Source organism: Halopelagius inordinatus (assembly GCF_900113245.1).
Classification (GTDB): domain Archaea; phylum Halobacteriota; class Halobacteria; order Halobacteriales; family Haloferacaceae; genus Halopelagius; species Halopelagius inordinatus.
Genome location: NZ_FOOQ01000004.1, coordinates 38,502 through 51,698, shown reverse-complemented (window position 1 = coordinate 51,698; position 13,197 = coordinate 38,502). Strand labels below are relative to the sequence as shown.

At 65.1% G+C, this 13,197-nt stretch carries 14 protein-coding genes; 8 read left to right on the top strand and 6 right to left on the bottom strand.

Features of this window, described 5'->3' with window-relative positions:
- Window positions 1-93: 93 nt before the first annotated feature.
- Complete coding sequence (locus tag BM167_RS18575; RefSeq protein WP_177213377.1) at window positions 94-249, top strand: hypothetical protein; 156 nt, start codon at window positions 94-96, stop codon at window positions 247-249.
- A gap of 13 nt (window positions 250-262) precedes the next feature.
- Here BM167_RS18575 and BM167_RS13720 read toward each other — a convergent pair whose 3' ends face one another.
- Window positions 263-1,429 (bottom strand): glutathione-independent formaldehyde dehydrogenase, encoded by a 1,167-nt coding sequence (locus tag BM167_RS13720; RefSeq protein WP_092893295.1) that lies wholly within the window; start codon window positions 1,427-1,429, stop codon window positions 263-265.
- 201 nt (window positions 1,430-1,630) lie between these two features.
- On the opposite strand from BM167_RS13720, the gene BM167_RS13715 reads away from it, so the two are divergent.
- Window positions 1,631-2,377, top strand: coding sequence for an AMP-binding protein (locus BM167_RS13715; protein WP_143095516.1), 747 nt, complete (start codon window positions 1,631-1,633; stop codon window positions 2,375-2,377).
- Window positions 2,378-2,401: 24 nt separating this feature from the next.
- On the opposite strand, the gene BM167_RS13710 is transcribed toward BM167_RS13715, so the two are convergent.
- Window positions 2,402-4,384, bottom strand: a complete 1,983-nt coding sequence (locus BM167_RS13710) for an AMP-binding protein (protein ID WP_092893294.1) — start codon at window positions 4,382-4,384, stop codon at window positions 2,402-2,404.
- Window positions 4,385-4,513: 129 nt separating this feature from the next.
- Here BM167_RS13710 and BM167_RS13705 point away from each other — a divergent pair, with 129 nt between their 5' ends.
- On the top strand, window positions 4,514-5,128 hold the full coding sequence (locus BM167_RS13705) for a GNAT family N-acetyltransferase (protein ID WP_092893293.1): 615 nt from the start codon (window positions 4,514-4,516) through the stop codon (window positions 5,126-5,128).
- 6 nt (window positions 5,129-5,134) lie between these two features.
- Here the strand turns inward: BM167_RS13705 and BM167_RS13700 are convergent, their stop codons facing one another.
- Both BM167_RS13700 and BM167_RS13695 read right to left on the bottom strand, forming a co-directional pair.
- Entirely contained in the window at window positions 5,135-5,401 is a 267-nt protein-coding gene (locus BM167_RS13700; RefSeq protein ID WP_092893292.1) for a DUF8142 family protein, read from the bottom strand.
- Between the two features lie 49 nt (window positions 5,402-5,450).
- Window positions 5,451-5,750, bottom strand: coding sequence for a DUF7520 family protein (locus tag BM167_RS13695; protein ID WP_092893291.1), 300 nt, complete (start codon window positions 5,748-5,750; stop codon window positions 5,451-5,453).
- Between the two features lie 91 nt (window positions 5,751-5,841).
- Between BM167_RS13695 and cdd the strand changes: the two genes are divergently transcribed.
- The 3 genes from cdd (at window position 5,842) to BM167_RS13680 (ending at window position 8,480) form a co-directional block, all read left to right on the top strand.
- A complete protein-coding gene (gene cdd / locus BM167_RS13690; RefSeq protein ID WP_092893290.1) occupies window positions 5,842-6,261 on the top strand; it encodes a cytidine deaminase in 420 nt (139 codons plus the stop codon).
- Window positions 6,262-6,337: 76 nt separating this feature from the next.
- Entirely contained in the window at window positions 6,338-7,156 is an 819-nt protein-coding gene (locus BM167_RS13685) for a nucleoside phosphorylase (protein ID WP_092893289.1), read from the top strand.
- 133 nt (window positions 7,157-7,289) lie between these two features.
- Entirely contained in the window at window positions 7,290-8,480 is a 1,191-nt protein-coding gene (locus BM167_RS13680) for an NAD(P)/FAD-dependent oxidoreductase (protein WP_092893288.1), read from the top strand.
- Window positions 8,481-8,630: 150 nt separating this feature from the next.
- On the opposite strand, the gene BM167_RS13675 is transcribed toward BM167_RS13680, so the two are convergent.
- Window positions 8,631-9,164, bottom strand: a complete 534-nt coding sequence (locus BM167_RS13675; RefSeq protein WP_092893287.1) for an Rrf2 family transcriptional regulator — start codon at window positions 9,162-9,164, stop codon at window positions 8,631-8,633.
- Window positions 9,165-9,337: 173 nt separating this feature from the next.
- Between BM167_RS13675 and BM167_RS13670 the strand changes: the two genes are divergently transcribed.
- Complete coding sequence (locus BM167_RS13670) at window positions 9,338-10,255, top strand: NAD-dependent epimerase/dehydratase family protein (protein ID WP_092893286.1); 918 nt, start codon at window positions 9,338-9,340, stop codon at window positions 10,253-10,255.
- Here BM167_RS13670 and BM167_RS13665 read toward each other — a convergent pair.
- Window positions 10,243-11,634, bottom strand: a complete 1,392-nt coding sequence (locus tag BM167_RS13665; protein ID WP_092893285.1) for a TIGR00341 family protein — start codon at window positions 11,632-11,634, stop codon at window positions 10,243-10,245. The genes BM167_RS13670 and BM167_RS13665 overlap by 13 nt on opposite strands.
- 141 nt (window positions 11,635-11,775) lie before the next feature.
- Here BM167_RS13665 and BM167_RS13660 point away from each other — a divergent pair, with 141 nt between their 5' ends.
- Window positions 11,776-13,176 carry a DUF389 domain-containing protein gene (locus BM167_RS13660; RefSeq protein WP_092893284.1) on the top strand — a complete coding sequence of 467 codons (1,401 nt, stop codon included), beginning with the start codon at window positions 11,776-11,778 and terminating at the stop codon, window positions 13,174-13,176.
- Window positions 13,177-13,197 lie beyond the last annotated feature (21 nt).

Sequence of the window (13,197 nt, the reverse complement as noted above, 5' to 3'; positions counted from 1 at the left end):
TACCGATATTCTGCCCGCGTAGCGTCATAATCGTTTCGAGCGGATTACATCATGCTAGAAAAGACTATAATACGTGCTACCAAGACCCTCACGATGGCAAGAAAGATGATGTCGGGATTCCGAGCAACCGTCTCCGGTCGGTGCGACCACTGCGAGTGGGAAGCGCTCGCCACCTCGTACACCGAGATGGTGAAGATGTATCAGGACCACCTCCGGGGCGAACATCCGACCGCGTGGGTGCGGTCCTGAGTCGCCGCCTCGATTACGGTTCGAGGACGACTTTCGTCACGCCTTCTTCGCGTTGGTCGAACCGTTCGTACATCTCGGGCGCGTCGTCGAGACTGACGCGGTCGGAGACGACCCAACTCGGGTCGGCTTTGCCCTCGATTATCAGGTCGCGCAGTTCCCGGTTGTACTCTTTGACGTTACACTGGCCGGTTCCGAACTTGTGGCCCTTCTCGAACAGTTTCCCGAAGTCGATTCCGAGACGGCCCTGCGCGGCCATGTCGTCGGGCGCGCCGGGGTCCGAGGGAACGTACAGGCCGGGGACGCCGATTTGGCCCGTCGGTCGAACCGTCTGGACCAGTTGGTTGAGAACCACGGCCGGGTTCTCCCTCGCGGGGTCGTACGGTTCGTCGGGGTTCTCCCGCACCGATTCGGGGTCGACGGCCTGATAGCCGACGGCGTCTACGCCCTTATCGACGCCGCCGCCGTGTGCGTCCTTTATCTGGTCTACCGGGTCGCCCTCTTGGAAGTTGATGGCCGTCGCGTTCGCGTGTTCCTCCGCGAGGTCGAGGCGACTCTCGACTCGGTCGACGACGTATATCTCCGAGGCCCCCTTGATATCCGCGCTGTAGGCGGCCATCAGTCCGACCGGTCCCGCGCCGTAGATGGCTATCGACTCGCCCGGTTTTAGGTTCGCCAGTTCGGTGCCGTGCCACCCCGTCGGGAAGATGTCCGCCAGCATCGCGAACGCGTCCTCGTGTTCGTTGCCCTCGGGGAGTTTCAGGGCGTTGAAGTCCGCGTACGGGATGCGGAGTTGCTCCGCCTGTCCGCCCTGATACGGTCCCATCGCCACGTAGCCGTAGGCCCCGCCGGCGAACCCGGGGTTGACGTTGGTACAGAACCCCGTATAGCCGTTCTCGCAGTTCCGACAGAATCCGCAGGCGACGTTGAACGGGGCGACGACTCTGTCGCCCTCCTCTAGTGTGCTGACTCCGTCGCCCACTTCGGTGACGACGCCCATGTTCTCGTGTCCGAACACGAGGCCCGGGTCCGCGTCCGTTCGGCCCTCGTACATGTGCAGGTCGGACCCGCAGATGGCAGTCGTCGTGATGTCGATGACCACGTCGTTCGGGTGTTGAATCTCCGGTTCGTCCACGTCCTCTACGGCCACGTCCTTTGGCCCCTGATAAACTACTGCGCGCATTGTTACTTGGTACCTCTACCCATCTGTGGGTGCGGCCGTCAAATATATCATTTTAAATACAAAATAGACTGTCACTTCCTTTGTTATCAAATTATCATTTCGTTTTGCCAACCCCGTCCCTTCCGGCTATTTTTGCCCGTTTTCGGACGGCGACAGCGAGGCGACGACGGGATTTTGACCGCGGAGTGCGTCGTCTCGGACATGACCGCCAACGCCGGACCCGAACCGGTGACCGACCCCGATATCCTCGGCGACGTGGTGTCGCGTGACCGGCGCGCGCCCTCGCCCGCACTTCGCGCGGACGCGCCGGGTCGGTCGTACAGCTATCACGACTTCGTCACCACGTCGTACAAAGCCGGGAACGTCCTCCGGTATCTGGGCGTTCGAGGGGGCGACCGAGTGGAGATAGAACCGGACCCCCTCCCGGAACCGGTGTTGACGTTCTACGGTGCGGCGCAGTTGGGTGCTGTCGTCTCGTTCGACCCCGGCGGGTCGGAGAGGCCGCGCGCCACCGTCGTTCCGCAGTCGCGGGAACCGGCGTTCGCTCCCGAACCGGGGAGCAAACTCGCCGTCTACGGCGGCCCGCCGGAGAACCCGACGACGACGCACTGGGAGAAAGAAGTCTGGAGCGAGAACCCGGCGGTCCACCCCGCGTCGGTGTCGCCTTCGGACGCCCTACTCGATGCGGACCGGACGTACACCCACGCGGACGTTCTCTCGGCCGCGGCCGGCGCCGTCGGCGCCGCCGACATCGAACCGGGCGACGACGTCGTCGTTCGCGCCTCTCTGTCGGACCCGGGCGTCGTCGCCGCCGGAGTGGTCGCGCCGTTGCTCGTCGGCGCGACGATACGGTTCCCCGACGACGACACCGTCGGCGACGTTCGAGTCGGCGGCGACGGCCCGGAGCGTCGGCGTATCGACCCTCGGACGGTTTTCGACGGCGAGTGAGTCAGACGCGGCCCGGAGCGTCGATTACCGCGCCTCGCGGAGTTCGTCGAGGGCGGCGGGGTTCTCGATACTGCTCGTGTCGCCGACGTCCGCTCCCTCGTGGACCGCCGCGATGGCGCGCCGGATGACCTTCCCCGACTGCGTCTTCGGGAACTCCGAGACGAAGCGCAGTTCTCGCGGTCGGAACGGCTTGCCCTGCTTTTCGCCGACGAGTTCGCGGAGTTCCTCGCGGAGTTCGTCGGACGGTTCGGCGTCGGCTTCGAGGACGACGTAGGCGACGACGGCAGTTCCGGTCGTCTCGTCGTCGACGCCGACGACGGCCGCCTGATTCACCGCGTCGTGTTCGACGAGGACGCCCTCTATCTCGGCGGGGCCGACTTTCCGTCCGGCGACGTTGAGAGCGTCGTCGGCGCGCCCGTGGAGGAACCAAAAGCCGTCTTCGTCTTTCTGCGCCCAGTCGCCGTGGTTCCAAAGCGGCGGCTCTTCGAACGTACTCCAGTACGCCTCCAGGTAGCGGTCGTCGCCCGACCAAAGCGACTTCGTCATCGACGGACAGGAGTCGCGGGCGACGAGGTAGCCGCGTTCGTGGTCGTCCGCGACGCTTCTCCCGTCGGCGTCTACGATGTCTACGTCCATCCCCAGTCCGGGGCCGCCGAGACTGCACGGCTTCAGCGGTTGGTCCGGCATCGGCATGAGGAAACAGCCGCAGATTTCGGTGCCGCCGGAGATGTTCAACACGGGCGCTTCCCGGCCACCGATTCGGTCGTAGAACCACATCCACGATTCGGGGTCCCACGGTTCGCCCGTCGACCCGAGCAAGCGAAGCGACGACAGGTCGTGTTTCTCCACCCACTCGTCGCCGTGTTTTCTGAGCGCTCTGACGGCCGTCGGCGAGATGCCGAACACCGTCAGGCCGTGGCGGTCTATCATCTCCCAGAACCTGTCGGGGTTCGGGTAGTCGGGCGCGCCCTCGTACATGAAGGTGGTGCCGCCGAACGTGTGGTTGCCGACGAGCGTCCACGGCCCCATCATCCACCCGATGTCGGACACCCAAAAGAAGCGGTCCTCGGGTTTGTGGTCGAAGCCGAAGTAGATCTCTTTTGCACACTGCATCTGGAGTCCGGCGTGGGTGTGGACGATACCTTTCGGTTCGCCGGTCGTCCCCGACGAGTAGAGCAACATCGACTCCTGACTCGCGTCGAGTTCCTTCGTCTCGTACTCCGGCGACGCCTCGCCCACCGCCTCGTCCCACCAGTCGTCGCGGGCGGTCCACCTGATCGTCTTGTCGTCGCTGTCGGCGATACCCAGACGGTCGTAGACGACGGTGTGTTCGACGCCGCCCACCTCCGATATCGCCTCGTCGGCGGCGTCTTTCAGGGTGATTTCGCTTCCCCGGCGGTAGAAGCCGTCGGCCGTAAACAGCACGGAACAGCCCGAGTCCTCGATTCGCGTCGCCGTCGCGTCCACGCCGAACCCCGAGAAGATGGGCACGGCGATGGCCCCGACTTTGAAACAGCCGTAGAGAATGGAGATGACCTCCGGCACCATCGGCATGTAGAGACCGACCGTATCGCCCGTCTCGACGCCGTACGATTCGAGCAGGTTCGCCACCCGGTTGGCCTCGCGGTAGACGTCGTGATAGGTCACCTGCCGCGTGTCGCCGGGTTCGCCCTCCCAGATGCACGCGACCCGGTTTCGGTCCGGACTATCGACCGCACCGTGTCTGTCGAGGACGTTGTGCGCGATGTTTATTCTCCCGCCGGGGTACCACTCCGTGAACTGCGGTCCCTCCGCGTCGTCTCGCACCGCGTCGTACTCCTCGTAGAACTCGATTCCGAGGTAGTCTACGAGTTCGTCCCAGAACCACTCGACGTCCGAACAGGTCCGGTCTATCAGCGACTCGTAGTCCTCGATGCCGTACTCCCGCATGAACGCCCGGACGTTCGTCGCCTCCGCGAACTCCGGGGACGGCCGGTGGACCACCTCGTCGGTATCGGGTACCTCCATATCGTCCGTTCCTTGCGCGGCCCCCACGAAGTAACTTACCCGAACGATGGTGCAGAACGACCGGGCGGGCGGGGGATTTCCGCCCCGTCTCGCAGAATACTTTTTCGCGCTCGGGTCTTACGTGGTCGCATGTACGTCCGGGACGCCAAGAACCGAGACGAGGTCTGGTTGCTCGACCGAATCGAGGAGATGGACCTCACAGACCCCGCGTTCCGCTCTCGTGACTACGTCGTCGCTCTGGACGAAGAAACCGGCCAACGGGCGGGACTCGGTCGTATCCGCGTTCACCGGGACGGCGCGGACGACACGGACGATGCGGACGACGCCGACGCGGAGTTCTGCGAACTCGCCCTCGTCGCGACGCCGGAACGCTGGCGCGGACAGGGCGTCGGAGCGCACGTCGTCGAACGACTGGTCACGAAGGCGGGCGACGCGGGGTTCGACGACGTCTACGCCGTCGCGGCGCAACCGGAGTATCTCCTCCAGTTCGGGTTCTCTCCGGTCGACAGCGAGAGACTCCCCTCGCCCATCGCGGACCGACTGTCCGCCGTCCGCGAGGAACGCGGCGACGACGCCATCGCCGTCCGCGTGGCCGTCGGGGAGTTCGAGATGCCGTCGCGACTCAGAGATAGATTCAAGAACGCTACGCCCGGCGACGACGCGGACGGCGTCTCCGTCGAGGAGACGGCCGAGGACTTCGGGATCGACCCCGACGAGGTCACCTACAAATACGACACCGGGTAGCGAGAGTCACGTCCGGTCGTCGAGGAAGTCGGTGCTGAAGACGATGTACGCGAGCACCGAACAGAAGAGGACGGGCGGGAGGATGGCGAACCCCCAGAGCGGTTCGGTGCCCATGCCGACGATGAGGACGACGTTTCCGAGACCGATAGCGAGGAACGGAAGCACCGCCAACACCGCCCGCCGTCGGTTCTTCCCGCCGGTCTCGGGTTGAAGCGGTTCCTCGAACTCGTCTGTCTCCGACTCGTCGTCTGGAGACGTAGCGGACGCGGCCATACCGGAACTGCGGGCGTCCAGCGACAAAAGCGACGCGCCTGACTCTCGGTCACGCGGCGTCTTCGTACCGCGAGGCGAGAGCGACCAGACCGAACAACGTCGCGAGTATCGCCGTCGCGAGGAGGGCGGCGTACAGCGTCATCGAGAGCGGCGTCGTCGGCACCGTCACCAGACCGCCGAGCAACGGCACCTCCGGGACGGACTCGGCCCCGTTGCTCCCGACGAAAAAGCCGACCATCCCCGCGAGGGCGACGACGACGGCTCCCACGAAAAGCAGGATACGCCGGCCGAGTCCGGGGCGGCCGGGTGGCGCGTCCGCGTCGTTCGCCGAGTCGGGTTCTGCTGACACGCCGTTCTCTACGGCCGCCGTCGGTTTGGCGCTTGCCCTTCCGTCCCGCCGGACGGAAACTACAAGCGGTTCCCTCGGGAACCGTGAGGCGATGCCAGAGGAACTTCTCACTCGCGCCCGCGCCGCCCTCGACGACGCCTACGTCCCGTACTCTGAGTACACGGTCGGTGCCGCGCTTCGAACCGCGGACGGCGAGGTGTACGTCGGATGCAACATCGAGAACGCGAACTACTCGAACAGTCTCCACGCCGAGGAAGTCGCCGTCGCGGACGCGGTGAAAAGCGGGTCGACGGAGTTCGACCGCCTCGCCGTCACCTCGGGCGCGAAAGACGGCGTCACCCCCTGCGGGATGTGCCGCCAGACGCTCGCGGAGTTCGCAGACGAGAGCCTCGTCGTCGTCTGCGACGAGGGCGGCGAGGAGACGACGGAGTACACCCTCGGCGAACTCCTGCCGGACACCATCTCGTTGGACACGCTGAACGCCGCGGCGGACGCGCGCGAGGACGCGTAACTCGGGGACTTCGGTGGGCGTCCGTCGCGTCCGTTCGAAGGGGTGATTATTTTTGTCGGGCGGCCGCACATCCGTCATGAGCGACAGCGAGGACCCGAACGACGAGGTCCAGTACCACATCGAAGTCGGACCCGAAGACGTCGCAGACACCGTCCTTCTCCCCGGGAACCCCGAGCGAGTGGACAAGATAACCGCCCTCTGGGACGAGTTCGAAGAACGCGCCTCCCACCGCGAGTACCGCACCGCCACGGGCGAGTACGAGGGGACGCCCATCTCGGTCACCTCGACGGGCATCGGCGGTCCCTCCGCGGCCATCGCCGCCGAGGAACTCGCCCGCGTCGGCGCGGACACGTTCGTCCGCGTCGGTTCCTGCGGCGCGATTCAACCCGAGATGGACGTCGGTGACCTCGTCATCACGTCCGGCGCGGTTCGACAGGAGGGCACCTCGAAAGAGTACGTCCGCGAGGATTACCCGGCCGTCGCGGACCACGAAGTCGTCTGCGCACTCGTCGCCGCCGCCGAACGCCTCGGCTACGACTACCACGTCGGACTGACGATGAGCGCGGACTCCTTTTACGCGGGGCAGGGCCGCCCCGGGTTCGAGGGGTTCGAGGCCGCGGGGTCGGATTCGCTGGTCGAGGACCTCCGCGAGGCGAACGTCAAGAACATCGAGATGGAGGCGGCGACGCTTCTGACCGTCGCGAACGTCTACGGCCTCCGGGCGGGCGCGGTCTGTACCGTCTACGCGAACCGCGTCACCGGGGAGTTCCGAACGGAGGGCGAGTCGCGCGCGGCGAAGACGGCGAGTCTCGCCGTCCACCTCCTCGCGCGCATGGACGAAGTCAAGCGCGAGGCGGGCGTCGACCGTTGGCACGCCGGACTCTCGCTCGACTGACTGTCGTCTGTTGAGAACGGTCGGGCGCTCTATCTCACTGCATGCGACTGCGTGGCAGCTATCGCCGCCTGCGGGCGGTTTCCGGTCTGTTCGTTTCAAAGGCCCTTTATCTGATGCCTACGAGAACTCTGATATGAGCACGCAGGTCGTCGTCCTCGGCTCCGGCTATGCGGGTACCGGTGCCGTCAAACGCCTCGAAGAAGAACTCGGCTCGGACGCTGAACTGACGTGGGTCTCGGAGAACGACTACCACCTCGTCCTCCACGAGGCGCACCGGTGCATCCGCGACCCGAGCGTCGAGTCGAAAATCGCGCTCCCCGTCGACGACATCAAAGCGCCCGAGACGAAGTTCGTCAAAGGCCACGTCGAGAACGTCGACGTCGACGAACGCGTCGTCGAACTCGACGACGACGAAGTCGACTACGACTACCTCCTCGTCTGTCTCGGCTCCGCCACCGCGTTCTACGGCATCGAAGGCCTCGAAGAGTACTCCTACGAACTGAAGGGCCTCGACGACGCACGCGAGATTCACACCGCCATCAAATCGGCCGCCGAAGACGCCTCCCGCGACGACCCCGCACAGGTCATCGTCGGCGGTGCGGGCCTGTCGGGAATCCAATCGGCGGGCGAGATAGCCGAGTACCGCGACATCCACCGCGCGCCCATCGACATCACCATCGTCGAGGGCCTCGACGAGGTGTTCCCCGGTAACGACCCCGAACTGCAGGGTGCGCTCCGAAAGCGCCTCGTCAACAAGGACATCGATATCCTGACGGGCGACTTCATCTCGAAAGTCGACGAGGAGAACATCTACCTCGGCGGCGGCGAGGACGAAGAACCCGACACGCTCGATTACGACGTCCTCATCTGGACCGGCGGAATTACGGGCCAAAAAGAGGTCGCAGAGGCCGACATCGACAAAGACGAGCGTTCGAACCGCATCTACGCGGACGCGGACTTCCAGACGAGCGACGACCGGGTGTTCTCTCTCGGCGACTCCGCTCTCGTCGAACAGGGGACGGACTCCGTCGCCCCGCCGACGGCGCAAGCCGCCTGGCAGGCCGCCGACGTGGCGGGCGAGAACGTCTCCCGCGCCGTCAAGGGCCAACCGCTGAAGACCTGGAACCACGAGGACAAGGGGACGCTCATCTCCGTCGGCGACGACGCCGTCGCCCACGGCGTGAAACTGCCGATGTTCGGCGACGTGCCCATCAACGTGTTCGGCGGCCCCGCCGCCCGGACGCTGAAAAAGAGCGTCGCGACCCGCTGGATTGCGGACATCACCTCCCCCCGCCGCGCGTTCGAGGCGTGGGGCGACATGTGAGATAGTCCCCGACGCGAACCCGACGCGCGGTTCTTTTCCGACGGACGACCGTTCGAGTGGCGACGACGGACGCGCCGTCGCTACGACGCGAACGCTGACGCTGCGTGGGTAGAAACAGAGAGAAGAGCGGTAACGAGCGCGAAGAGAGCGTCAGTGGTTCGGCTCGCCGACGGGCGCGCGCATGTCGTCGATGCGGAGGATGAGGATGTTGCTGGTGTCGTCTTTGCCGTCGACGATACCCTCGACGACGAGTTTCGAGAGGGGGGTCGGACCGACTTTCACCTCGTCGCCCTCGTGGAAGTCTCGGACGGAGCCTTGGACGTGAATCTCGGCGCGGCAGAGTTCCGGGTGGTGAACCGACGAGAGGTCTATCCCGTCGACGTTGACGCCCGTCACCGTCTCACCGTTGTGCGTGAGGGGGACCGAGGCGGGTTCGTCCATCTGGTCGACGTCGAGTGCCTCGTAGGCGTTCGCCGTCGGTTTGTAGCCGCCCTTCGGTCCGGGGACGCCCTCGACGAGTTGAAGCGCCTTCAGACTCTGCATCTGGTTGCGGATGGTGCCCGGGTTCCGGTTTACCTCTTCTGCGATGTCCTCACCCTTGACGGCGTCCTCACTCTGCCGATAGAGGTTTATCAGCGCCGTGAGGATGGTTTTCTGACTCGAAGTCAATTCGATTGATGACATGGTAATTCGTTCGAAGTATACCTCCTTAAATGCGATGGATGAACGGTCGAAACTCGGTCACGTCTGACAATTTTCGGGCCGAGACGTGTGATATTTTCACAAATGGAGTCCCGATGCGACCTTTCGCGTCTCGTCCCGACACTAATTTACTCGCCGGTTACAGTTTGGTAGCCATGAACGGAAAGCGGGTCCTCGTCACCGGGGGTGCCGGGTTCATCGGATCGAATCTCGCGAACCACCTCGCAGCGGAGAACGACGTCGTCGCCGTCGACGACCTTCACCTCGGGACGCCCGAGAACTTGAACGACGACGTCGAGTTCGTCGACGCCAGCGTCCTCGACGACGACTTACCGACCGACGGCGTGGACGTGTTGTTCCACCTCGCGGCGTACTCCTCGTACACGATGGCCGAGGAGAACAAACGCGAGGCGACGCGCGTGAACGTCGAAGGTTTCGTCAACGCCGTCGAACAAGCGCGCGAAGACGGCTGTGACACCGTCGTCTACGCCACCACCTCCTCCATCTACGGGTCGCGGACCGACCCGTCGCCCGAGGATATGCCGGTGGAGGCCCGAACCTGCTACGAGGCGTCGAAACTCGCCCGCGAACAGTACGGCGAGTACTTCCACCACCACTACGACATGACGCTCGCCGGTCTCCGCTTTTTCTCCGTCTATCAGGGGTACGGCGGGGCCGAAGAGCACAAAGGCGAGTACGCGAACACGGTCGCGCAGTTCGCCCACCAGATTGCGAACGGAGAACGCCCCGAACTGTTCGGTGACGGCTCTCAGACCCGCGATTTCACGCACGTCGACGACATCGTCCGCGGAATCGAACTCGCCGGGGAACACGAACTCCAAGGCATCTACAACCTCGGCACCGGCGAGAGCTACGACTTCAACACGATGGTCGAGATGATAAACGAGGAACTCGGAACGGATATCGACCCCACGTACGTCGAAAACCCCCTCGACGTCTACGTCCACGACACGAAGGCGGACGCCTCGAAGATGCGAGACGCCACCGGCTGGGAGCCCCAGATTTCCTTCGAGGAGGGCGTCGGGCGGGTGTGTGCGCCCTACACGGAGTAGGCGGCGTTCGCGGCGGCCGGGTTCGAGACGGCGGCCTGCGGTCGTATGCGCGTCCGTTGGTCACCGGCCCGTTGTCCCTCGACGAACTCGACGGAGACGCTCACCTCCCGGTCCGTCTCCTCTTGGATCTGTCGCCGAACCGTCTCCGCGAGGTCGGGGTAGGGCGTGTCGACGGGTCGTCTGACCACGATGCTCACCTCCGGCGTCCGGTCGACGAACCTGACCATACCGACCTCGGTACTGACCGATTCGAGTTGGAGTTCGGCGAACCGGTCCTGTTCTATCGCGTCCTCGACGGCGTCGTTGACGGAGTTGTCGAAGGCTATCTGTCCCATCAACAGACCGCCCGCGCCGACGAAGACGGCCAGGAGGACGGCGAGGGCGGCGGCCGCCGGGACGTACCTCGCGAGTCCGTCGTCGTCGGACTCTACGTCGCCGTTCGTTATCTCGGTTCTGCCCTCGGACCACTCTTGCGGACGGTATCCGAGATACCAAAGGACCAGAAACGCGGCGACGTTGACGGCGACGGCGTTCACCACGAGGAGGAGAATCGCACCGAGAGCGACGCTCGGGAGTCCCCACGCCAGTCCGATACCGACGGCGGCGGCCGCGGGGATGAGCGCCGCCGCGATCATCACGCCGACGAGCGAGACGGGGAGCGCCGTCGCCAGGCCGAACGCGCCCGCGCCGCCGGCACAGAGCGCGACCAACACCGAGAGCAGTCCGGGCGATATCCGCTTCGATATCTGACCGATGGTCGATACGTCGAGGACGGCGGTGACTATCTGTCCGGACTGTATCGCCACTCCGAGAACGAACGACCCCGCGATGGCCGCACCGAATCCGAACAGTTGCTGTCCGAACCCCATGCGGATCATCCGACGGTCGTTCAGGGAGATGCCGACGCTGGCGATGAGCGCGGAGCCGACCTGCGGGGCGATGACCATCGCACCGACGACGACGGCGGGCGAGTCCAACAGTAGTCCCGCCGCCGCGACGATGGCGCTGAAGAGAGTCAGCGAGTAGTACGTCAGTTTGTTCCGGTGCATGTCGAGCGCCTTCGCGCGAATCTCCTCGGGAGCGACCGCGTCGTCCTCTTCGACGCCCGCGACGAACCGGTCTTCGAGTTCGTGATAGTTCCGCGTCTTCGCCGTCTCCGCACTCGAGATGATCGTGTACTCGTGGTCGTCTATCCCCGCCTCTTGGAGTTCGTTCATGACGAACTCCACCGCCTGCGTCGGAAGCGGGAACTCGACGAGTACGTGGTCTCCTCGTTCTGCCGCGTCTTTCGTGACGACGAAGTCGATGTTTTCGGCCCGCAAGATATCGATGACCGTCGTCCGCGACTCCTCGGAGACGAGGAGCTTTATCAGCCGCATCTACCCGGTAAACGACTGTCGCCGCCTTCAGGGTACTGGGCGATGGCGTCGCGCGCAACTCGCTACAGTGCGCCGTTTCCGTCCCGGTGACGGCGACGTTTCGGCCGGAATGCTAAACTTTCGAGGCCGTGTCCTCCCCTCGTGCGACTCATACGTGTCCGCGTGGACGACGACGCGCGGGACGCAGTCATCGGCGCCCTCGACGGGTTGGAGGCGACGTACGCCGTCTTACCCGACGGCGAACGCGTCGACAGCGCGTTCGTCGAAGTACCGGTCGCGGACGGCGCCGTCGACCCCGTCCTCGCTCATCTCCACGACAGCGGACTCGACCGCGACGCGTACACCGTCGTCGTCGATGCCGACCGCTCCGAACCGGTCAACGAGAACCTCACCGAACGGTTCGTCGAAGGCCCCGTCGGCGACCGAGGTATCTCGCACCCCGAGATACGCGAACGCGCCGACGACCTGCGACCCGAACGGGTGACGTACCTCGCGTTCGCGATGCTCTCTGCGACTCTCGCCACCGCCGGGTTGCTGTTGAACTCGGCCATCGTCATCGTCGGCGCGATGGTCATCGCGCCGTTCGCCGGGTCGGCGCTGTCGGCGTCGGTCGGTGCGGTCATCGACGACCGCGGGATGTTGATTCGGAGCGTCGTCTCCCAGACGCTCGGCCTCGCCGTCGCCTACGCCAGCGCCGTTTTCGTCAGTTACGCCGTTCGCGAGACGTTCTTCGTCTCCGCCGCACTCGCCGTCTCGCGCGTCGAACAGGTCGGGTTCTTCATAACGCCGACGCTTCTCGCTCTCGCTATCGCTATCGCCGCCGGTGCGGCGGGCGCGTTGGCGTTGGCCTCGGACCTCCCCGTCTCCATCGCCGGCGTCGCCGTCGCCGCGGCCATCGTTCCGTCCGTCGCCGCGGCGGCCATCGGGACGGTCTGGTCTCGCCCGATTCTCGTACTCGGCGCGGTAGTGCTTCTGTTCATGAACATCGTGTTCATCAACATCTCCGCGTACGTCGCGTTGGTGGCGATGGGCTACCGGTCGTCCGTCGTCGCCGACACGTGGAACGACCTCGGGCCGAGCCTTCGCATCGGCGCGTACGCCCTCGTCGTCGTCGTCTTCGTCGCGGTGACGGCGGCGACTGCCGCCGCGACCTACTCTCACATCGCCTTCGAACAGGACGTCAACGCCGGCGTCCAGACGACGCTCTCGGAGGACGACTACGGGAACCTCGAACTCGTCGGCGTCCGGACCCAGTACGACGACGCGGGACTCATCGGTTCGACCGAGAGCGTCACCGTCACCGTCGTCAGCGACGCCGACCGGGCCTACCCGGAACTCGCCGACGACGTCCGCGAACGGGTGCAAGAACGGGCCGGACGGGGGGTGACAGTCGAGGTGCGCGTCCTCGACTACCGTCGTTCGACCGCCCCGGAGAGCGTAGAGACCGACCTCGTCGACCGCTGGCTCTCGACCGCTTCGCAGTGGGTCTCCGACCTGTTCGGCGCGGCGGCCGACTCGGTCGCCGGACGCGTCGCTCGGTGAATCGCAACCACTACACGTCTA

Bases quoted from the DNA above. Each gene is read 5' to 3' on its own strand.
- BM167_RS18575 (WP_177213377.1), top strand. From the start codon at position 94: ATGGCAAGAAAGATGATGTCGGGATTCCGAGCAACCGTCTCCGGTCGG.
- BM167_RS13720 (WP_092893295.1), bottom strand. From the start codon at position 1,429: ATGCGCGCAGTAGTTTATCAGGGGCCAAAGGACGTGGCCGTAGAGGAC.
- BM167_RS13715 (WP_143095516.1), top strand. From the start codon at position 1,631: ATGACCGCCAACGCCGGACCCGAACCGGTGACCGACCCCGATATCCTC.
- BM167_RS13710 (WP_092893294.1), bottom strand. From the start codon at position 4,384: ATGGAGGTACCCGATACCGACGAGGTGGTCCACCGGCCGTCCCCGGAG.
- BM167_RS13705 (WP_092893293.1), top strand. From the start codon at position 4,514: ATGTACGTCCGGGACGCCAAGAACCGAGACGAGGTCTGGTTGCTCGAC.
- BM167_RS13700 (WP_092893292.1), bottom strand. From the start codon at position 5,401: ATGGCCGCGTCCGCTACGTCTCCAGACGACGAGTCGGAGACAGACGAG.
- cdd (WP_092893290.1), top strand. From the start codon at position 5,842: ATGCCAGAGGAACTTCTCACTCGCGCCCGCGCCGCCCTCGACGACGCC.
- BM167_RS13685 (WP_092893289.1), top strand. From the start codon at position 6,338: ATGAGCGACAGCGAGGACCCGAACGACGAGGTCCAGTACCACATCGAA.
- BM167_RS13680 (WP_092893288.1), top strand. From the start codon at position 7,290: ATGAGCACGCAGGTCGTCGTCCTCGGCTCCGGCTATGCGGGTACCGGT.
- BM167_RS13675 (WP_092893287.1), bottom strand. From the start codon at position 9,164: ATGTCATCAATCGAATTGACTTCGAGTCAGAAAACCATCCTCACGGCG.
- BM167_RS13670 (WP_092893286.1), top strand. From the start codon at position 9,338: ATGAACGGAAAGCGGGTCCTCGTCACCGGGGGTGCCGGGTTCATCGGA.
- BM167_RS13665 (WP_092893285.1), bottom strand. From the start codon at position 11,634: ATGCGGCTGATAAAGCTCCTCGTCTCCGAGGAGTCGCGGACGACGGTC.